Source organism: Streptomyces sp. NPDC058470 (assembly GCF_042721055.1).
Taxonomy (GTDB): domain Bacteria; phylum Actinomycetota; class Actinomycetes; order Streptomycetales; family Streptomycetaceae; genus Streptomyces.
On the sequence record NZ_JBHXMF010000063.1, the window covers coordinates 21,466 to 40,513 of the forward strand.

The 19,048-nt window shown below is 69.1% G+C and carries 14 protein-coding genes, 1 tRNA gene and 1 pseudogene; 7 read left to right on the top strand and 9 right to left on the bottom strand.

Annotation, left to right across the window (positions count from 1 at the left end; all coding sequences use genetic code 11):
- Positions 1–62 precede the first annotated feature (62 nt).
- Entirely contained in the window at positions 63–1,886 is a 1,824-nt protein-coding gene (locus tag ACFWP7_RS34770; protein ID WP_384389967.1) for an endonuclease/exonuclease/phosphatase family protein, read from the bottom strand.
- A 348-nt stretch (positions 1,887–2,234) separates the two neighbouring features.
- Here ACFWP7_RS34770 and ACFWP7_RS34775 point away from each other — a divergent pair, with 348 nt between their 5' ends.
- The 6 genes and pseudogenes from ACFWP7_RS34775 to ACFWP7_RS34800 all read left to right on the top strand — a co-directional run.
- Positions 2,235–3,671 carry a hypothetical protein gene (locus ACFWP7_RS34775; protein WP_384389969.1) on the top strand — a complete coding sequence of 479 codons (1,437 nt, stop codon included), beginning with the start codon at positions 2,235–2,237 and terminating at the stop codon, positions 3,669–3,671.
- Between the two features lie 177 nt (positions 3,672–3,848).
- Complete coding sequence (locus ACFWP7_RS34780; protein WP_384389971.1) at positions 3,849–5,294, top strand: alkaline phosphatase PhoX; 1,446 nt, start codon at positions 3,849–3,851, stop codon at positions 5,292–5,294.
- A gap of 45 nt (positions 5,295–5,339) precedes the next feature.
- A tRNA-Ile gene (locus ACFWP7_RS34785) sits at positions 5,340–5,409 on the top strand.
- A 365-nt stretch (positions 5,410–5,774) separates the two neighbouring features.
- A complete protein-coding gene (locus tag ACFWP7_RS34790; RefSeq protein ID WP_384389973.1) occupies positions 5,775–7,358 on the top strand; it encodes a TROVE domain-containing protein in 1,584 nt (527 codons plus the stop codon).
- Between the two features lie 80 nt (positions 7,359–7,438).
- A complete protein-coding gene (locus ACFWP7_RS34795; RefSeq protein WP_384389976.1) occupies positions 7,439–8,095 on the top strand; it encodes a GntR family transcriptional regulator in 657 nt (218 codons plus the stop codon).
- Between the two features lie 9 nt (positions 8,096–8,104).
- Positions 8,105–8,893 (top strand): annotated as a pseudogene (locus ACFWP7_RS34800) (1-aminocyclopropane-1-carboxylate deaminase); the annotation flags it as partial.
- Between the two features lie 41 nt (positions 8,894–8,934).
- Here the strand turns inward: ACFWP7_RS34800 and ACFWP7_RS34805 are convergent.
- Positions 8,935–10,398 (bottom strand): MFS transporter, encoded by a 1,464-nt coding sequence (locus ACFWP7_RS34805; protein WP_384389979.1) that lies wholly within the window; start codon positions 10,396–10,398, stop codon positions 8,935–8,937.
- Positions 10,399–10,531: 133 nt separating this feature from the next.
- On the opposite strand from ACFWP7_RS34805, the gene ACFWP7_RS34810 reads away from it, so the two are divergent.
- The gene (locus tag ACFWP7_RS34810; RefSeq protein WP_384389981.1) at positions 10,532–11,098 is read left to right on the top strand and encodes a TetR/AcrR family transcriptional regulator; all 567 of its coding nucleotides are present in this window, start codon (positions 10,532–10,534) and stop codon (positions 11,096–11,098) included.
- 324 nt (positions 11,099–11,422) lie between these two features.
- Here ACFWP7_RS34810 and ACFWP7_RS34815 read toward each other — a convergent pair whose 3' ends face one another.
- The 7 genes from ACFWP7_RS34815 to ACFWP7_RS34845 all read right to left on the bottom strand — a co-directional run bounded on the left by ACFWP7_RS34815 (position 11,423) and on the right by ACFWP7_RS34845 (position 18,861).
- The gene (locus ACFWP7_RS34815) at positions 11,423–12,619 is read right to left on the bottom strand and encodes a TerD family protein (protein ID WP_384390027.1); all 1,197 of its coding nucleotides are present in this window, start codon (positions 12,617–12,619) and stop codon (positions 11,423–11,425) included.
- Positions 12,620–12,704: 85 nt separating this feature from the next.
- Positions 12,705–13,694 carry a zinc-dependent alcohol dehydrogenase family protein gene (locus tag ACFWP7_RS34820; protein ID WP_384389984.1) on the bottom strand — a complete coding sequence of 330 codons (990 nt, stop codon included), beginning with the start codon at positions 13,692–13,694 and terminating at the stop codon, positions 12,705–12,707.
- Positions 13,691–14,569, bottom strand: a complete 879-nt coding sequence (locus ACFWP7_RS34825; protein ID WP_384389986.1) for a carbohydrate ABC transporter permease — start codon at positions 14,567–14,569, stop codon at positions 13,691–13,693. The genes ACFWP7_RS34820 and ACFWP7_RS34825 overlap by 4 nt, the downstream gene beginning before the upstream one ends.
- Positions 14,566–15,516, bottom strand: a complete 951-nt coding sequence (locus ACFWP7_RS34830; protein ID WP_384389989.1) for a carbohydrate ABC transporter permease — start codon at positions 15,514–15,516, stop codon at positions 14,566–14,568. The genes ACFWP7_RS34825 and ACFWP7_RS34830 overlap by 4 nt, the downstream gene beginning before the upstream one ends.
- A complete protein-coding gene (locus tag ACFWP7_RS34835) occupies positions 15,513–16,883 on the bottom strand; it encodes an ABC transporter substrate-binding protein (protein ID WP_384389992.1) in 1,371 nt (456 codons plus the stop codon). The genes ACFWP7_RS34830 and ACFWP7_RS34835 overlap by 4 nt, the downstream gene beginning before the upstream one ends.
- 133 nt (positions 16,884–17,016) lie before the next feature.
- A complete protein-coding gene (locus tag ACFWP7_RS34840; RefSeq protein WP_384389994.1) occupies positions 17,017–17,778 on the bottom strand; it encodes a DeoR/GlpR family DNA-binding transcription regulator in 762 nt (253 codons plus the stop codon).
- 273 nt (positions 17,779–18,051) lie between these two features.
- Positions 18,052–18,861 carry an NAD-dependent epimerase/dehydratase family protein gene (locus ACFWP7_RS34845; RefSeq protein ID WP_384389997.1) on the bottom strand — a complete coding sequence of 270 codons (810 nt, stop codon included), beginning with the start codon at positions 18,859–18,861 and terminating at the stop codon, positions 18,052–18,054.
- Between the last annotated feature and the right edge of the window lie 187 nt (positions 18,862–19,048).

Sequence of the window (19,048 nt, forward strand, 5' to 3'; positions counted from 1 at the left end):
CCCGCGACATGGGACGAGCCCGGCCCCCCGGACGACGGGGCCGGGCTCATCCGTACACAGGGTTACGGCTCGAACCGCAGCACCTGCGGGTCGTGGTCGCTGATCTGGTCGTTGAACTCCGAGTTGATATGCACGCTGTCGTACGCGAAGTCGTCCTTGCGGATCGACGGGCTGATCAGGATCTGGTCGAGAACCTGGCTGTTGCCCTGGTAGTCGTACGTGTAACGCTCGCTCTTGGGCAGCGACTTGATCGCCGACCACAGCACGCCGTCGTCCTCCAGGAGCTTCGCCGTGTCGGAGAACTCGAAGTCGTTGATGTCACCGAGGGTGATGACGTCCGCGTTCTTCTGGACCGCGAGGATCTCCTTGACGAAGGTGTTCACCGTGGTCGCCTGGAGGTGACGCTGGGTCTCCGAGCTGCGCGCCGGCGGCTGGTACTGCGCGGTCAGACCCTGGTCGCCGCCCTTGGAGGTGAAGTGGTTGGCGATCACGAAGACGGTCTTGCCGCGGAACACGAACTCGCCTGCGAGCGGCTTGCGGCTGGCCGTCCAGGCCGCGTTGGCCGGGTCGACACGGCCGGGAGAGGCCGTCAGGGCCGCTTTGCCGTTCACCTTGGTGACGCCGACGGCGGTCGTCGCGTCGCCGCCCGCGCGGTCCGTGAAGGAGACGCGCTCGGGGTTGAAGAGGAACACCTGGCGGATGTTGCCGCCGGGCTCGCCGCCGTCCTTGTTGTTCTCCGGGTCGATGGAGCGCCAGTCGTACGCCGGGCCGCCCGCCGCGACGATCGCGTCGATCAGCTTCTGCACGGTCTGGTTGGCGGCGACCGTGCCGTCGTTCGTCGCGCCGTTGTTGTCCTGGATCTCCTCCAGGGACAGGATGTCGGGCGAGCGCAGGTTGTTCACGATCGCGGACGCGTGGGCCGCGAAGGACGCGTCGCCCGGGTCCAGGTTCTCGACGTTGTACGTCGCCACGGCCAGCTCGCTGCGCGACTGCTTCTGCGTCGTCTCGCGCTCCAGGCCGCCCTGCTCCAGGGTGCCGATCTGGTTGGCGACGAGGGTGTAACCGCCGAAGGAGTTGTAGTCGAGCGGGCCCGCGGTGGTGCCTGTGAGCTCGTCGCCCACGTTCGCGGTCGGGAAGTCGGCGGTCGCGCCGAGCGACTGGATCTGCAGGCGTCCGGTGTTCTGCGAGGTGTACGAGCCGTACACCGAGCCGCCGCGGCGGTTGTCGTTCTCGTTGGGCTTCACCGTGACCCACAGCTCGGCGTACGGGTCGGTCGCGGTGACCACACGGGCGTCGGAGACCCGGATGTTCATGCCCTCAAGGGACTCGTAGTAGTCCAGGGCGTACTTCTTCGGCTTCAGGGTCAGGCCGTTGACCGAGCCGCCCGAGGCGGTGTCGCCGTCGGCGCTGTAGAGGGCCGGGACCGACTTCGCGCTCACGACCGTGGCGGCCGGGACGGGGTTCCCGCCGGAGAGCACGGTCACCACCGGCTTGGTGATCTCCGTGATCGACTGGTTGCCGGACGCGGCGCCGCCGGGGACGTACTCCGAGATCGTGCCCGACACCGTGACCGAGTCGCCGACGGCGACCTTCGGGACGGAGCTGGTGAAGACGAAGACGCCCTCGCTGGTGGCCGGGTTGTCGTCCGCGTTCGGGTCCTGGATCCAGAAACCCCGCGACGAACCGTAGGTGCGCACGCCCGTGACGATGCCCGCCACGTCCGTGACGGCCTGGCCCGCGTACGGGGACAGCCGGGTGGTGCCCTGGATGTCGTGAATGTGGATCGTGTCCGCGTGGGCGGGTGTCGTGAGCACCACGGCGGAAACGGTGGAACAGACCGCGGCGACGGTCAGCGCGCCTATGCGCGCGGTTCTCCTGCTCGGCAAGGGAATCCCTCCGGGGACGTACGTGAGCGCCGGGACGAGGGTGAAGCGGTGGGGGAGCGCGGCCCGTGTGAGGTGGTGACGCGCGTAGAGGCAGGTGGGCCGGCGGCCCTCGTACTTCTACGCGCGTCAATCTCGTGCGTGAGCGGGGGAGTTGTCAAGGTTTCCGTGGTGTACGGCGCCCGACGGGGACATGAACCGGGCGGCTTGGGTCGAAATCCGTCTAGGCTGAGCGGTCGGTGCGGCGCTTGTACTGTCGGTGTCGGTCGTGTCGCAAGCGCTGCCCGCGTAGCCGGCTCGCCCTGCCCGTTCGCACCGTATGTCCTGCTTGCCCGGAGGAGAATCCAGCCGATGTCAGACAGCTCCCCCCTGCCGCCGGTGCGGCTGCACTCCGAAGCCGCACTGGCGCGCGACGCGCTCGCCGCACCACTGCTCTCCCGCGCCGCCGGGCTCGCCCGCTGGGCCGGTCCGGACACCCGGGTCGGTGCGGGCGGCGAACTCGCCGAGGAACAGCTTCCGGAGGCCGCCGCCGAACTCGGGCTCACCGGCGACGAGGCGGCCGCGTTCGCAAGCGAGGCCTGGCGGGTCGCCGTGGACACCGGTCTCGTCGAGATCGTGGACGAGGAGAAGGGCACGGTCACCGCGGGCGAGGACCTCGCCCTGCTCACCTCCGGGGCACCACAGGACGTCCTCGCGGTCTGGCTCGGCGCGCTGGAAACAGTGCTGGCCGACGCGAGCGTGCCCGACCTCGACGATCTCGTCGGCGCCATGGACGAGGGCGGGGAGATCGACCTCTCCTCCCTGGACTGGGACCCGGAGGCGGAGGCCGAGTTCCTCGACGGGGTGCTCGGCAACCTGTACCTGCTCACCGTGGGCGAGGAGGGCCCCGGCGACGGTCCGGTGCCGCTGCCCGCCCTCGCCGCGTCGATGATCGTCCCCGACGACATGGGGGAGCCGACCAACGACGTCCTGGAACAGGTGTCGGACGCGATGATGCGGCTCGACGACCAGTTCCGGCTCCTCGAACCCATCGGGATCGTCGACTTCCAGCCGGTCGACGAGGCGCTGATGGCGGAGCCCGACGAGGAGTCGGCGGACCCCGCGGCGGTCTTCGACGACACCGATGTCACGCGGTACGGGATGGTGAAGCTGACACCGCTCGGGCTGTACGGAATCCGGGCACGACTCCTCGAAGCGGGGCTCGCCGCTCCCGCGGTCGGGGAACTCGCCGACAAGGGGGCCGACGAGCTCCTCGACGGCACCTCCGCCTTCCCGCCCGCCGCCGCACAGGCCGAGACCGAACAGTGGCTCGCCCGGCGTGAACCCCTGCCCGCCGCACGGGAGTTGCTCGCCGCGGCCCGCGGAGCCGACGCCGGAGCCCCGCTGCGCCGCCTGCGCTGTCAGCAGGCGCTCTCCCTCGTCGGCACGGACGCGGAGCCCGCCCTCCGCGAAGTCCTCGACGACGCCGAGCTGGGCGGGCTCGCCCGGGTCTGGCTGAGCGAGCACGGGGCCGCCGACGTGCCCGTTCCGTCCGAGGCGATGGTCTTCTGGCTCACCATCGACACACTGGCCGCGCAGCTCGCGGCCGAAGGCAACTCGGCCGAGCTGCAGGCCCTTGTGGAGGGCCTCGCCCAGCAGCACAGCAGCTTCTTCGCCGCCGCCTGGCGCGTCGAACACCCGGCCACGCCGGACGTGCTGGAGGCGATGGGCAGGCTGCACCCGGACAAGAAGGTGGCCAAGGAGGCTCGTAAGGCGGCGTTCAAGGCACGGTCGCAGCAAGGGGGTTAGGGGAGGGAGGGGGATGAGGTGGCAGGAAGAGGAGGCGCGGTCGGGCGGATTCACGGAAGGGGGTCCCCCGAAGTCGGCGCCCGTTCAACTCCTGTTCAGGCGCGGGCGGGACCGTGTGGCCGATACGAGGTCCGACACCCCCACGACAGTCCCCATCCGACCGTCACAGGAGACACCATGTCGCTCACCCGCAGGGACTTCGCCAGACAGACCGCGATCACCGGCGCCGGTGTCGCACTGGCCGGCAGCGTCGGCGCCCTTGCCACCGCGCCGAACGCCCTCGCGTCCACGGAGACCGAGAGCGAGGCCGAGGGGTCGGCGGACCATTCCGGAGTCGGCTACGGACCGCTGATCCCCGACCCGGAGGGCCTGCTCGCGCTGCCCGCCGGATTCTCCTACCGCGTCATCACCCACAGCGGCAGGACCAAGCTGGAGTCGGGCGAGTTCACGCCGTCCAACCATGACGGCACGTCCACCTTCGACGGCCCGAGCGGCGCCACCCTCCTCGTCAACAACCACGAGCTGGCCGGCCCCCGCGCCCAGTGGCCCCACCCGGTGCCGCTCACCGAGGGCCTGGTCTACGACCCGGCCGCGGCCGGCGGCTGCACGGTCGTGGAGGTGCGCGGCGACAAGGTGGCCGAATGGGTCGGCATCGCGGGCACGGCCACCAACTGCGCGGGCGGCAACACCCCTTGGGACACCTGGCTCACCTGCGAGGAGACCGAGGACAAGGCCGGCACCAACGGCTTCACCAAGGACCACGGCTACGTCTTCGAGGTCGATCCGAAGGACCGCCGCCGCAACAAGAACCCCAAGCCCATCAAGGCGCTCGGCCGCTACGCCCACGAGGCCGTCGTCGTCGACCCCAAGCGCGGCCGCCTCTACCTCACTGAGGACGCTTCGGGCCCCAACGGGCTGCTGTACCGCTGGACCCCGCCGCAGGGTTTCGAGCACGGCCACGGACAGCTCCGCACCCTCGCCGACGACGCGGGCGCTCTGCAGGCCTTCAAGTGCTTCGACTCCGGTGGGCAGTTCGTCGACGACCTCTCGCGCGCCACGAAGATCGGCACGGTGTACGGCGTCGACTGGGTCGACGTTCCCGACCGTGACGCCCGGACCGTCTCCGTCCGCAAGCAGTTCACCGGCAGTCAGGTCACCCGCGCCCGCAAGCTCGAAGGCATGTGGTGGGGCGACGGCGGCGTGTACATCGTCTCCTCCTACGCCCGCATCGAGAGCCCCGGTCAGGCGCACGACGGCGCCGTCTGGTTCTACGACCCCAAGCGCCGCACCCTGACGCTGAAGGTCCTGATCGGCGTGAACCCCGACCCCTCCGTCGACGGCGCCCTGGACGGCCCCGACAACATCACCGTCTCCCCGTACGGCGGCCTCGTCATCGCCGAGGACGGCTCGGGCATCCAGCACCTCTTCGGCGCCACCGACAGCGGCCGTACGTACCCGATCGCACGCAACGAACTCAACATCGGCACCGAAGCGGCCCCGGAGTACAGCGAGTTCACCGGCGTCACGTTCTCGCCCGACGGCAGGACCCTCTTCGCCAACATTCAGGTGCCGGGAATCATGCTGGCCATCAAGGGGCCCTGGAAGCGCCAGAAGCGCGGATAGTTAATTCGCTCGCCCGCCCCGCGGTACGCCTCTTAGAGTGGTGCTTGTCCAGGTGCGAAGGCAGGACCTACTTCCACTGATAATGGGGCGGCCGCGGGTTCGAATCCCGCCATCGGTACAACTCGCCGGTGTAGCTCAGGGGTTAGAGCACCTACGTCGGTTCCGCCGGCCTTGAACTCTGGACACCACAACTTCATGCACCTCCCGGTGCGCAGGCTGCGGCTACTTCTTTCGAACAGAATCCAGGCCGCCGCCGACTTGATCTCGGGAGGCGCAGCCAATGGTGTGTGCCCGGTGCGCAGGCAACGGTTACTTCTGGGATCGGAAGGTTGCGGGTTCAAATCCCGTCATCGACCTCGGGTCGGTGTAGCTCAATTTGGTAGAGCGTCTGAATAAGTCCGTCGCCGACCTCTGAACTCGGGCACGCTCCATTTGCTGTGCCTCCCTCCGGTACACCAATGAATTCGGGGGGAATTCACCATGGCGCGATTCAACACCAAGTCCGCGAAGGCACAGTCCACTTCGCGTGTGACGTCGACGGGGCGTGTACTTCGTACCTACGAGGGCGGCCGAGGTCACGAGCGTGACCAGCGCTCCGAGCTTTTTCTGCTCGCCGTGGCCAACTTCGTTTCGCAGCAGACCTTTTACGAGACCGGCGCGGACCGCGACGACCGGTTCGCCGCGCTGGTGCGTGAGCTCGCCGTCGCGGACCCGTCGTGGACGGCCGCCCTGCTCGGCTGGCTGCGCGGCGAGGGCAACCTGCGTACGGCCTCCATCGTGGGCGCCGCCGAGTACGTGAAGGCGCGCCTCGACGCGGGCGAGACGGACGGCCCGGCAAACCGCCAGGTCATCGCCTCCGTGCTGCGGCGCCCCGACGAGCCCGGCGAGCTGCTCGCCTACTGGACCGCGCGGTACGGCCGCAACGTGCCCAAGCCCGTCAAGCGGGGCATCGCCGACGCCGTACGACGTCTCTACAACGGCAAGTCGCTGCTGAAGTACGACACCGCGTCCAAGGGTTACCGCTTCGGCGACATCCTCAACCTGGTGCACGCGGCGCCGGACCCCGGCAAGGCGTGGCAGGGCGAGCTGTTCCAGTACGCGCTGGACCGGCGGCACAACCCGGACACTGCCGTGCCGCCCGCGTCCAACCGTGTGCTCATCGCGCACCGTGAGCTGATGACACTGCCCGTCGCCGAGCGGCGCGCGGTCGTGACCGCGTCCGACGGTGCCGAGCGGCTCGCGGCGGCAGGCATGACCTGGGAGGTGCTGGCCGGCTGGCTGCAGGGGCCGATGGACAAGGCGGCCTGGGAGGCCGTCATTCCGTCCATGGCCGCGATGGCGCTGGTGCGGAACCTGCGGAACTTCGACGAGGCGGGTGTCAGTGACGAGGTGGCGGCTCAGGTCGCCGCCACGATCAGTGACCCGTCGGAGGTGGCGCGCTCGCGGCAGTTCCCCTTCCGGTATCTCGCCGCGTACCAGCACGCGCCCTCGCTGCGCTGGTCGTACCCGCTGGAGCAGGCGCTCGGTCACTCGCTGGCCAATGTGCCCGCGCTGCCGGGGCGGACGCTCGTCCTCGTCGACCGGTCCGGCTCGATGTTCTACTCGCGGCTGTCGGACCGCTCGGAGCTCAACCGGGCCGACGCCGCGGCGATCTTCGGTACGGCGCTCGCGCTGCGGGCGGCGGACGCGGATCTCGTCGAGTTCGGTACGAGCAGCAAGAGGGTGAAGTTCCGCCGGGGCGAGTCGGTACTCAAGGTGCTGGAGCGGTTCGGCGACCTCGGCGGCACCAACACGACCGAGGCGGTCAGGCAGCACTACAAGAAGCACGACCGGGTGCTGATCGTCACCGACGAGCAGGCCGCGGCGAGCTACTACGGCGACGCGACCGAGCAGGTCCCGGCGCAGGTACCGGTCTATACGTGGAACCTGGCCGGCTACCGGGCGGGACACGGTCCGTCCGGGCAGGGGAATCGGCACACGTTCGGAGGGCTCTCGGACGCGGCGTTTCGGATGGTGCCGTTGCTGGAGTCGGCACGTGATGCCGACTGGCCCTGGGTGTCCTGAGTGCGATGGGGTGCGGCCCGTACTTCGGTGCGGGTCGCACTCTTGTGTGGGGAGGCATCTGACATCTAACATTTCAGTTCATGGAGGCAATACAACCCGTACGTCGGACCCTGCTCAGGGACCGTGCGTACGAGGCGATACGGGACGCCATCGTGGCCGGTGACCTCGCACCGGGCGCGGTGGTGCGGGACGCCGAGCTTGCCGAACTGCTCGGTCTCTCGCGGGCGCCGGTGCGCGACGCCTTCTCCCGGCTGGTCGACGAGGGCCTGCTGGAGTCCAAGCCGCAGAGCTACACACGGGTGACCCCTGTGGTGGCCGCCGAGGTACGGGACGCCGCCGTCGTCGTCGGCGCCATGCACGAGCTGGCCACGCGGGCGGCCGTACCCCGGCTTCTCGCGGAGCACATCGACGCCATGCGGGACTCCAACGTGCGGTTCGCGGACGCCGTGCGGGGCGGTGACGTGGACGGCGCCCTGCGTGCCGACGACGAGCTGCACGACGTGCTGGTCCGGGTGAGCGGCAACCGTGCCGCCGCCGCCACCATCGCCCGGTACAGCCCGCTGATCCGGCGCCTGGAGCGGCGCCGCTTCGGCGAGGGCGGCAACTGCCGTTCGGCCGGGCTGCATGACGAGTTGATCGACGCGTGTGCCGTCGGCGATGTGGACGAGGCCGTCCGCGTCACCGCGGAGATCTGGCGTGGTCTCGATGGCATGGTCGGCCCTGATACCCGGTCTTGATGCCTGGTGTCCAACCACACCCGTCAGGTCGCGGCCTGTGCCGCGCGGGCCGGGCTCAAGTGTGTTCTGGTGCAGGAGAGTTGGGTGGAGTGGCCCGACTCCGTGTACGACAAGGTCGGGAACATCCTCATCAGCCGGCTGGTCGGCGCCGACGTACGGCTCGTGCGGGCCGGGTTCGGGATCGGGTTCAAGGAGAGCTGGGAGCAGGCGCTGGCCGAGGTGGTGGAGGCGGGTGGTAAGCCGTACGCCATTCCGGCGGGGGCCTCCGATCACCCGCTGGGCGGGCTCGGGTTCGCCGGGTGGGCCTACGAAGTTGCCGAGCAGGAACGGGAGTTGGGCGTCTTCTTCGACACCGTCGTGGTGTGTTCGGTGACCGGGTCCACCCAGGCGGGGATGGTCGCCGGGTACGCCGCGCTGGAGGAGGCGGGCGGGCGGCCGCGGCGCGTCATCGGGATCGACGCGTCGGCGGCGCCCGCCCGTACCCGTGAGCAGATCGCCCGGATCGCCCACGGGACGGGGCAACTCATCGGGGCGGAGAGGGAGTTGACCGAGGCGGACGTCGAGCTGGACGAGCGGTGTCACGCCGGCACGTACGGGATTCCGGACGAGGCCACGCTGGACGCGATGCGGCTGGCGGCGCGTACGGAGGGGATGGTCACCGATCCCGTGTACGAGGGGAAGTCGATGGCCGGGATGGTGGATCTGGTGACTCGGGGGGAGATCGGACGGGACTCGACCGTGCTCTATGCCCACCTGGGCGGGCAGCCTGCCTTGAATGCCTACAGTGCGTTGTTCTGAGAGCGTCCACGGTGCGTTGTTCTGAGGACGTCCTCAGTGCGCTATCGCTTGGTTCCGGTGATGGCCAGCGCCGTGACCAGCAGTGCCGCCACCGCGATCAGCGAGCCGACGCCGAACGCCCGAGCCGCGCCTTCGGTGAGAATCGCGGACGGGGAGCCGGTCGCGTGCCGGGTCGCCGTGCCGAAGACCGTGACCAGCACGGAGAGCCCGAGGGTGCCGCCGAGCCACTGGAGGGTCTGCAGCAGACCGGATGCGGCCCCCGCGTCGCGCGGTTCGATGTGCGCGAGGATCGTCGCGTTGAGCGGCATGAAGCTCATGCCGACGCCTATGCCCATCAGGATGAGCGGGCCGAGCAGGCCGGTGACATAGCCGTCGCCGGGGTCGATGCGCCAGAGCCAGCCGCCCGAGGCGACGAGCAGCGCCATGCCGGTGATCAGCAGGGGCTTGGCGCCGTAGCGCTGGAGGAGTCGCGGGACGAAGCGCAGAATCCCGAAGACGCCCAGGGAGAGCGGCAGGAAGGAGATCCCGGCGCGCAACGGGCCGTATCCCAGGACTTGTTGGGTGAACAGCGTGAGGAAGTAGAACGCGCCGAACATCCCCGCGGGCAGCAGTAGTACGGCCGCGTAGCCGCCCGCCCGGTTACGGTTGCGGAAGAGGCGCAGCGGCATGATCGGCTGGCCCGCCCGGGACTCGACGAGCGCGAAGCCCATGAGCAGTGCGGTTGCCGTCGTGAAGCCGAGCAGAGCCTGCGTGTCGGTCCAGCCGTCCTCCGAGACGCGGATGAACGCGTAGACGAGAGAGGCCGATCCCGCGGTGCCGGTGAGCGCGCCTGCCGCGTCGAACTTCCCCGCGTGGCGCGGGGTTTCGGCCACGAAGCGGGGCAGGGCGAGGGCCACCGCGACGCCGATGGGTACGTTGATCAGCAGGGCCCAGCGCCAGGACGCCCAGGAGGTGAGCATGCCGCCGAGGACCAGGCCGATGGAGGCGCCGATGCTTGCCATCGAGGTGTAGATGCCGAGCGCGTGGTGGCGGCGGGGGCCCTCCGGGAAGTTCGTGGTGATCAGGGCGAGGGTGCTGGGGGCGGTGAGTGCGGCGCCCACTCCTTGCAGTGCGCGGGCCGCCAGTAACCAGCCGCTCTCGGTGGCGAGTCCGCCCAGCAGCGAGGCGAACGCGAAGAGCAGGACGCCGGAGGTGAGGGTGCGGCGGCGGCCGGCGATGTCGCCGACCCGGCCGCCGAGAAGCAGGAGGCCGCCGAAGGTGAGCGTGTAGGCGTTGAGGACCCAGGAGAGGCCCGTGGGGGTGAAGTCGAGATCCTGTTGGACGTCGGGCAGAGCTACGTTGACGACCGTGGAGTCGACACCGACCATCAGGTAGGCGGTGACTATGACCAGGAGGGTGGCGCCGAGCCTGGGCCTGGGCGGCCGGCGTGGCGTGGCTTCGGGTGCGGCTTCGGGTGCGGTTCCGGGTGGGTCTGCGCTGGTGGGCGGGGTGGACGGGGTGGACATGGGATGCTCCCTGTCTGGTGTCCCCGGGTATGTCTCTGGGCAGCACGGACTGCCCGCGGAGTAAGCGGGGACTATCTCCGTTTAACACTCGGTAAGATACGGAGAGAGCCCCCGGTTGGCAAGGAGTATCTGAATGACGCAGGTCAAGCCGATGCGGGCGGATGCGCGGCGGAACTACGAGCGGCTGCTCGAAGAGGCGGCGGTCGCCTTCGGCGAGCACGGGGAGGGTGCGTCGCTCGACGACATCGCCAAGAAGGCCGGGGTCGGGTCCGGGACGCTGTACCGGCACTTTCCGACGCGGCAGGCGCTGTTGGAGGCCGTCTACGTCGACAGGATCGACGCGATCGCGGCTCGCGCGGACGAGATCGCGTCGCGGCTGCCGCCCGGCGAGGCGCTGGTGGAGTGGCTGAACGAGCTGGGCGTGTCCATGATCGAGGTCCGCGGGCTCAAGGCGTTGCTCGGCGCGGCTGTCGCGGACGGGAGTTCCGCCGTGCTCGCGGCGTGCGGGGTCTCGGTGAAAGGGGCGGCCACGCGGCTGGTCGAGGGGGCCCAGCGGGAAGGGACTCTGCGGGCGGACGTGTTGCCGATCGAGGTGCTGCGGCTGGCCCATGGGGTGGCCACCGCGTCGGAGCTGGCGAACGGCGAGGGGACGCACATTCGGCGGTATCTGGCGCTGCTCACGGAAGGGCTGCGGGCGTAGCGCGTCTCGCCCCACGGGTGGGGTGGGTTGTGCGGCCGTAAGTGCGTCCCGCCCATGGGCGGGGTGGGTGGGGTCCTGCGGCCGTAGCGCGGCTCGCCCACGGGGGTGAGTGGGTCGGGTGCGCGCCGGTACATCCGCCCGCATCCGAACGGATCAACTGGGGTTGATCGGTGGGCGTGTGCTCTCGATCCGTTCGGATGCGGGCATTTGATGTACCGGCACGCCCCCTTCGGTGCGTGGGCGGCCCCGGCTGTGTAGGGCGGGCCGTCCCCCCGGTCGGCTGCGGCTACGGGTGCGTCCGGGGGTCGCGGTTGGTCGTCGGTGTCAGAGGGACTGCGCTGCCGGCTTGACCATGCCGCGGACTGTGCGGGACTTGACGAAGTCGCCGATGGCGGTCATTTCCCACTCGCCGGAGAACTGCTTGATGAGCTTGGCCATGATGACGCCGGTCTGGGCTTCCGCGCTCGTGAGGTCGAAGCGGACCAGCTCTTCGCCGCTGGCGGCGTCGAGGAGGCGGCAGTAGGCCTTGGCGACCTCGGTGAACTTCTGGCCGGAGAAGGAGTTGACCGTGAAGACCAGGCCCGTGACCTCCTGCGGGAGACGGCCGAGGTCCACGACGATCACCTCGTCGTCTCCGCCGCCCTCGCCCGTGAGGTTGTCGCCGGAGTGCTTGATCGCGCCGTTCACGATGGAGAGCTTGCCGAAGTAGCAGCTGTCGATGTGGTTGCGCTGCGGGCCGTAGGCGATGACCGAGGCGTCCAGGTCGATGTCCTTGCCGCGGAACGCGGGCTCCCAGCCGAGGCCCATCTTGACCTGCGAGAGGAGCGGGCGGCCGCCCTTGACCAGGGAGACGGTCTGGTTCTTCTGGAGGCTCACCCGGCCCTTGTCCAGGTTGATCTTGCCGGACGCGGGAGGGGCGGGGGTCGCGGCTGCGGCAGGAGGAGCGGGCGGGGGCGGCGGGAGGGTGACCTGGGGTTGTGCGGCGGGGGCGGGGGGCGTCGGCTGGGGGGCGGCCGCGGCCGGGGCCGGTTCTTCCACCGAGACGCCGAAGTCCGTGGCGATGCCTGCCAGGCCGTTCGCGTAGCCCTGGCCTACCGCTCGGGCCTTCCACGCGCCGTTGCGGAGGTAGACCTCCACGATCACCAGGGCCGTTTCCGTGCCGAGCTGGGGCGGGGTGAACGACGCCAGTACGGAGTTGTCGTCCGCGTTGCGGATGGTGGCCGTGGGTTCGATGCCCTGGAAGGTCTGGCCCGCCGCGTCCGGGCTCGCCGTGACGACGATCTTCTCGATGCCCGGGGGGACCGCAGTCGTGTCGACCGTGATCGTGTCGGGAGCCGTGCCGCCGCCCGAGCGGTAGGTCACTCCCGGGCCCGTGGGCTGGTTGAAGAAGATGAAGTCGTCGTCGGAGCGCACCTTGCCGTCGGCGGTGAGCAGCAGGCTCGACACGTCGAGCCGCACCGGGGCGGCGACGTCCACCGTCACGCGGGCGACGGGGAGAGGGATGTTCGAGCCGGGGGTCATAGCTGTCATGACTGGGGTAACGAGCGGGGGCGCTTTACCGTTCCCTTACCAAGCGAGGTTTTGGTCGGGGCGCCCCCATTCGTCCCTACGGCACTACCACGATCTTCCTTCCCACGCCCGATGCGAACTGCTCCAGCGCCTGGGGGTACTGGTCGAGAGGCAGGCGGTCGCTGATGAAGACGTCGGGGTCCAGGACGCCGGTCGCGAAGAGTTCCGCCGCTCGTTCGTAGCTGTGGAGCACCGCCATGGAGCCGGTGATGGTGATCTCCTGGTTGTAGATGCGGTACGGGTCGATCGTGACCCTCGTCGAGTAGTCGGCCACCCCGAACTGGAGGAAGGTGCCGGCCTTCGCTACGCGGTCCAGGCCGTCCTGGATCGCCGCGGCGTTGCCGGTCGCGTCGATGACCAGGTCCCAGCCCTGCGGGCGGTCCAGCTCGTCGGCGTTCGTGGCCGAGGAGGAGACGCCCAGTTGCTGGGCCGTCGCCAGGCGCTGCTGGTTGAGGTCCACCACGTCCACGCTTGCCGCGCCCGTGCGCTTCGCCAGCTCCAGCATCATCAGGCCCATCGTCCCGGAGCCGTAGATCAGGACGTGGGCGCCGAGGCGGGACTGCAGGACGTCGTAGCCGCGTACCGCGCAGGACAGGGGTTCGACGAGGGCCGCGTCCTGGGTGCGGACGTGCTCGGGGAGCTTGACGCAGTTGGCCACGGGGGCCACGGCGAACTGGGCGGCTCCACCGGCCGTGGTGACGCCGAGCGCGGCCCAGCGTTCGCAGAGGTTGTTGTGGCCCGTACGGCAGTAGCGGCACTCGTAGCAGTAGAGGGAGGGGTCGACGGCCACCTGGTCGCCGATCGAGAGTTCCGTGACCTGGGTGCCTACGCCTACCACCTCGCCCGCGAACTCGTGGCCCGGCACGATCGGCAGCTTGGGGGCGAACTCGCCCTGGAGGATGTGCAGATCGGTGCCGCAGAGGCCGCAGGCGGCGACCTCGACGACGACCTCGCGGGGGCCCGGCGTCGGGTCCGGGACCTCTGCCACCACGGCGCGGCCGACGGATTCGATGACTGCGGCCTTCATTTCACGGCTCCCAACGACAGGCCCTGGACCAGCTTGTCCTGAGCGGCGAACCCCGCGGCGAGCACCGGCAGGGAGACAACGAGCGACGCGGCGCACACCTTGGCCAGGAACAGGCCCTGGCTGGTGATGAAGCCGGTCAGGAAGACGGGGGCGGTTTCGGCCACCACGCCGGTGAGGACCCTGGCGAACAGCAGCTCGTTCCAGCTGAAGATGAAGCAGATCAGGGCTGTCGCCGCGATGCCGGGCAGCGCGATCGGGGCCACCACGCGGGTGAGCACGGTATGCAGCCGGGCGCCGTCGATCTGCGCGGCCTCGATGATCGCGACCGGTACCTCGGAGAGGAAGGACTGCATCATCCACACGGCGATCGGCAGGTTCATCGCGGTGTAGAGGATGATCAGCGTCCAAATGTTGTCGAGCATGCCCGCGTCCTTGGCGAACAGGTAGATCGGCAGCAGACCCGCCACGACGGGCAGCATTTTCGTCGACAGGAAGAAGAACAGGACGTCGGTCCACTTCCGTACCGGACGGATCGAAAGGGCATAGGCCGCGGGGAGCGCCAGGAGCAGCACGAGCAGGGTCGAGATGACCGAGGCCATGGCCGAGTTGATCAGCGAGGGCCAGGGGCTGGCGCCGCCGTCCAGGCCGAAGAACTGCCGGTAGCTGTCCAGGGTGAGTGGCGCTGCCACCGACGGCGGATTGGTGGCCGCGTCCGCCTCGGAGTGGAAGGAGGTCAGGACCATCCAGAGGATGGGCAGGACGAACAGGATGCCCGCCAGCCAGGCGGCCACACCCAACAGGGTCCCCTTGCGGGTACCGTCCCGTCGGGCGCGCGCGGGCTTTGAACCGATGGCGCCGGTCAGTGTGGTGGTCATGAGCGGGACGCCTCCTCCCGGAAGAGCGACGACACGACGCGCAGCGCGAAGGTCGCAAGCACGATCGAGCCGATGACGACGAGCACACCGGCCGCCGAGGCCAGACCGTACTCGTGCGCCTGGTAGAAGGTCTGGTAGATCGTGTACGGCAGGTTGGCGGTGTCGAGGCCGCCGGAGGTGATCGTGAACACCGCGTCGAAGTTCTGCACGATGTAGATCGACCCCAGGAGCACGCCCAGTTCCAGATAGCGGCGCAGATGCGGCAGGGTGAGGTGGACGAACACCTGCCAGTCGTTCGCGCCGTCAATGCGCGCCGCCTCGACCAGTTCGGTGTCGCGGCTCTGCAGCCCGGCGAGAAGGATCAGCATCATGAACGGAGTCCACTGCCAGATCAGCGAGGCCTCGATCGCCAGCAGCGGGGTGTTCGAGATCCAGTCCGGCTGCGGGGCGCTGTCGCCACCGATCCAGTGCAGTACGCCGTTGAAGAGGCCGTACTCGGGGTTGTAGAGCACGTGCTTCCACAGCAGCGCGGCGGCCACGGGGACCACCAGGAACGGTGCGATGAGCATGGTGCGGACCACGCCGCGGCCGAAGAACCTGCGGTCGAGCAGCAGGGCGAGCAGCAGCCCCAGGAGCAGGCTGACCAGCACTACGGAGGCGGTGAGCAGGATGGTCGTCCACACCGACTGGCGGATCTCCGGCGTGGTGAGGACATCGGAGAAGTTGCTGAACCCGGTGAAGTGGCGGTCGTTCGGATACAGCGAGTTCCAGTCGAGGAACGAGATCACCAGGGTGGCCACGAACGGCAGCTGGGTCACGACGATCATGAAGATCAGGGCGGGCAGCAGTGGGGCGCGCGTGGCCCAGGCGCGCATTCGGTTGGACGGCCGGGCCCTCCGCGGCGGCTGCTGCGCCGCGGAGACCCGGGGGGTGGCGGTGATGGTCATGATCCCTCGTACTGCTTGGAGACTTCCTCGGCCAGCGTCTGGGACTTCTGCAGTGCGCTGTCCACGGACTGCTTTCCGGCGATGGCCGAACTGATCTCCTGCGAGACCTTGGTCCCCAGGTCGGTGAACTCGGGGATGTCGACGAACTGGATGCCGGGCGCGGGGCGCGGCTGCACGCCCGGGTTCTCCGGCTGGGCTGACGAGATGGCGTCGCGGGTGACGTCCGCGAAGGCTGCTGCGTCCTTGCGGTACTCCGGGATGTCGTACGTGGAGGACCGCTTGCCGGCCGGGACGCTGGACCAGCCGATGTTCTCGCCGACGAGCTTCTCGTAGTCCTTGCTGGAGGCCCAGGAGATGAACTTCCAGGCGTTGTCGGCGTTCTTCGAGGCCTTCTGGATGCCCCAGGCCCAGGTGTAGAGCCAGCCGGAGCTCTTCGTTTCCTCGACCGGTGCCGGGACATAGCCGATCTTGCCCTTGACCGGGGAGTCGGCGGCCTCCAGCGAACCGGCGCCTGCGGTGGCGTCGTACCACATTGCGGTCTTGCCCTGCGTCATGTTGTTGAGGCATTCCGCGTAGCCGGACTGGGCGGCGCCCGCCTCGCCGTGCTTGCGCACCAGGTCGACGTAGAACTGGGTGGCCTTCTTGAACTCCGGGGAGTCCAGCTGTGCCTGCCAGTCCTTGTCGAACCAGGTGCCGCCGAAGGTGTTGACGACGGTGGTCAGCGGGGCGATCACCTCACCCCAGCCCGGCAGGCCGCGCAGGCAGATGCCCTTCATGTCGGACTCGGCGGCGTCCACCTTGCTCGCGAGGTCCGCCACCTGCTCCCAGGTGGGGTTGGCGGGCATCGTCAGGCCGTGCGTCGTGAGCACGTCCTTGCGGTACATCAGGAACGAGGACTCGCCGTAGAAGGGCTCGCCGTAGAGCTTGCCGTCCGCCGCTGTGAGGGCTTCCTGCATGGGCTTGAGGATGTCGCCCTGGTCGAAGGCCTTGTCGTCGGCGACGTAGGAGTCGAGATCGTGCAGCCAGTCGTTCTTGGCGTAGATCGGGATCTCGTAGTTGCTCAGGGTCGCGACGTCGTACTGGCCGGCCTGGTTGGAGAAGTCCTGGCTGATCTTGTCACGGACGTCGTTCTCGGGGAGGACGGTGAAGTTCACCTTGATCCCGGTGTCCTTGGTGAAGTGATCGGCGGTGAGCTTCTGCAGATCCACCATCTGCGGGTTGTTGACCATCAGCACGTTGATGGATTCGCCGTCGGAGCTGCTGGAGCCGCCGGCTCCGGAACAGGCGGCGAGCAGGGAGGTGATCAGCGTTCCTGCGGCAGTGGCTGCGAGTACTCTGCGTGACTTCGATCGGCTCTGGGTTCTCATGAGGTGCTCCTGGTCGATTGAGGGAGTTGGTCGAGTACTCCAGGGTGATATCTGGCGAAAAAAGCCCTTAAGGGGGGCGGATCGAAGGGCGGGCCGGGCTGGGGCGGTCGGGTCGGAGCGCTGGACGGGGGTATCAGACGCGGATGACCTGAGGTCCCAGCAGGGAGTAGCGGTGGGCCTCGGAGGAGGGGAGCTGGGTGCTGGTGACGATCGTTTCCAGAACGCCGATGTCGGCGAACCGGCAGAAGCTGGCCGCCCCGAACTTGGTGTGTACACCAACGAAGACCGTGCGTCTGGAGGCGCGGATCGCCTGGGCTTTGACGTCGCTGACGGCCGGGTCGGGGGTGGTGAGGCCGTGGTCGCGGGAGATGCCGTTGGCGCCGATGTACGCCAGGTCGACGACAAAGCCTGCCAGCATCTTCGTCGTCCAGTGGTCGACCGTGCCGAGCGTGCCGGGGCGCACCCGGCCGCCGAGCAGCAACACGGTGGTGCTGCTGTTCTCGGCGAGTAGGCCTGCGGTGGGCAGGGAGGCGGTGACCACGGTCAGCGGCCGGTCGACGGGCAGGGCCTCGGCGACGAGCTGGGGGGTGAACCCCTCGTCGACGAAGACCGTCTCGGCGTCCCCGAGCAGCTCGGCCGCGGCGGCGGCGATCCGGCGCTTCTCGGGCACGTGGCTGGTGGCGCGGAAGGAGAGTGTCGTCTCGAAGCCGGCGCTCTCCACGGGATAGGCACCGCCGTGCGTGCGGCGGATCAGACCGTGGTCCTCCAAGGCGCGCAGATCGCGTCGCACGGTCTCCTTGGCGACGCCCAGCGCGACGGCGAGCTCTGTGACGTCGACCGAACCCGAGCGGCGGGCGGCCTCGACGATCTGGCGGTGGCGCTCTTCCGCGGTCATGGCCGACACCTGCCTTCCGCTTCCCTGGTGGTGCCCGTTCGGGCCCCGTGTGGTCCTTAGGGAAGTTTTACAGTCAGATTTCCTGGCTGACCAGGCTTGTTACCTGCCCGATGGAGCCCGTTTGTGCCCGCATTGGTGTCGGGTGGCCCGCCGCGGACCTGGGGCCCGCGTGGGATCGGGCACCGAGTGTGCCCGAATGCGAAGCGGACGGGCCCGTTCGGTGCCCGTCCGCCTCAGGAGTGCCGGTGTGGTGTCGCCGTTTTTGGACGCCGGTCAGTAGGGCCAGATGGGCGGGTCGGTCACGAAGTGGCCGCCCAGGTGGGCGTGGTCCGGGTTGTCCGGGTCGAGTTCGCCCAGCTCGGCGATGAGCTTCGCGGCGTACGGCTCCGAGTCGTCCTGCGGCTCGTAACCCAGGGCGCGGGCGGTCGAGAGGTCCCACCACAGGCGGGTGTTGGCGGAGGAGCCGTAGACGACGGTGTGTCGTACGTCCTCGGCGGTCAGGGCCGCGTGGAAGAGGCGGGCGCCGTCCTCGGGGCTCATCCAGACCGAGAGCATGCGCACGTTCACCGGCTCCGCGAAGCAGGAGCCGATGCGGACCGAGACCGTCTCCTGGCCGTGCTTGTCCCAGTAGAACTGGGCCAGGTCCTCGCCGAAGGACTTCGACAGGCCGTAGAAGGTGTCCGGGCGGCGCGGTGTGTCGATGGGGATGAGCGGGTCGTCGCCCTGGGGGCGCGGGGTGTAGCCCACCGCATGGTTGGAGGAGGCGAAGACGATGCGGGGTACGCCTTCCTCGCGGGCCGCCTCGTACAGGTTGTACGTTCCCTCGATGTTCGCCTTGAGGATCTTGTCGAAGGAGGCTTCCAGGGAGATGCCCGCGAGGTGGATGATCGCGTCGACACCTCGTACCGCCTCGCGCAGAGCCGCCCGGTCGGAGAGGTCGGCGGTGATCGCGTCCGGTTCGCCCTCGATGGGGAGCAGGTCGAAGAGGCGCAGCTCGTAGCCGTACTTCGGGAGCAGCCCTCGCATCAGGGTGCCGAGGCCGCCGGCGGCGCCGGTGAGCAGAACGGTGCGGGGAGCGGGCATCCTCGGGTCTCCTTGAATCGGCAGCCGTAGGTCATGCGTATGTGTGTACGGCATTCACATCCGTGGACACGCTAAGGATTGTTGACGGCTCACGTCAAGTGTTGCGCGGAGGCGGGGAATCCGCCTCTGTGTTGCGAGTTTGCGCGCTTGACCGGCCCTAAGGTCGCGGCTTAGCGTGGACGCGTTC

Bases quoted from the DNA above. Each gene is read 5' to 3' on its own strand.
- ACFWP7_RS34775 (WP_384389969.1), top strand. From the start codon at position 2,235: ATGTCAGACAGCTCCCCCCTGCCGCCGGTGCGGCTGCACTCCGAAGCC.
- ACFWP7_RS34780 (WP_384389971.1), top strand. From the start codon at position 3,849: ATGTCGCTCACCCGCAGGGACTTCGCCAGACAGACCGCGATCACCGGC.
- ACFWP7_RS34790 (WP_384389973.1), top strand. From the start codon at position 5,775: ATGGCGCGATTCAACACCAAGTCCGCGAAGGCACAGTCCACTTCGCGT.
- ACFWP7_RS34795 (WP_384389976.1), top strand. From the start codon at position 7,439: ATGGAGGCAATACAACCCGTACGTCGGACCCTGCTCAGGGACCGTGCG.
- ACFWP7_RS34805 (WP_384389979.1), bottom strand. From the start codon at position 10,398: ATGTCCACCCCGTCCACCCCGCCCACCAGCGCAGACCCACCCGGAACC.
- ACFWP7_RS34810 (WP_384389981.1), top strand. From the start codon at position 10,532: ATGACGCAGGTCAAGCCGATGCGGGCGGATGCGCGGCGGAACTACGAG.
- ACFWP7_RS34815 (WP_384390027.1), bottom strand. From the start codon at position 12,619: ATGACCCCCGGCTCGAACATCCCTCTCCCCGTCGCCCGCGTGACGGTG.
- ACFWP7_RS34820 (WP_384389984.1), bottom strand. From the start codon at position 13,694: ATGAAGGCCGCAGTCATCGAATCCGTCGGCCGCGCCGTGGTGGCAGAG.
- ACFWP7_RS34825 (WP_384389986.1), bottom strand. From the start codon at position 14,569: ATGACCACCACACTGACCGGCGCCATCGGTTCAAAGCCCGCGCGCGCC.
- ACFWP7_RS34830 (WP_384389989.1), bottom strand. From the start codon at position 15,516: ATGACCATCACCGCCACCCCCCGGGTCTCCGCGGCGCAGCAGCCGCCG.
- ACFWP7_RS34835 (WP_384389992.1), bottom strand. From the start codon at position 16,883: ATGAGAACCCAGAGCCGATCGAAGTCACGCAGAGTACTCGCAGCCACT.
- ACFWP7_RS34840 (WP_384389994.1), bottom strand. From the start codon at position 17,778: ATGACCGCGGAAGAGCGCCACCGCCAGATCGTCGAGGCCGCCCGCCGC.
- ACFWP7_RS34845 (WP_384389997.1), bottom strand. From the start codon at position 18,861: ATGCCCGCTCCCCGCACCGTTCTGCTCACCGGCGCCGCCGGCGGCCTC.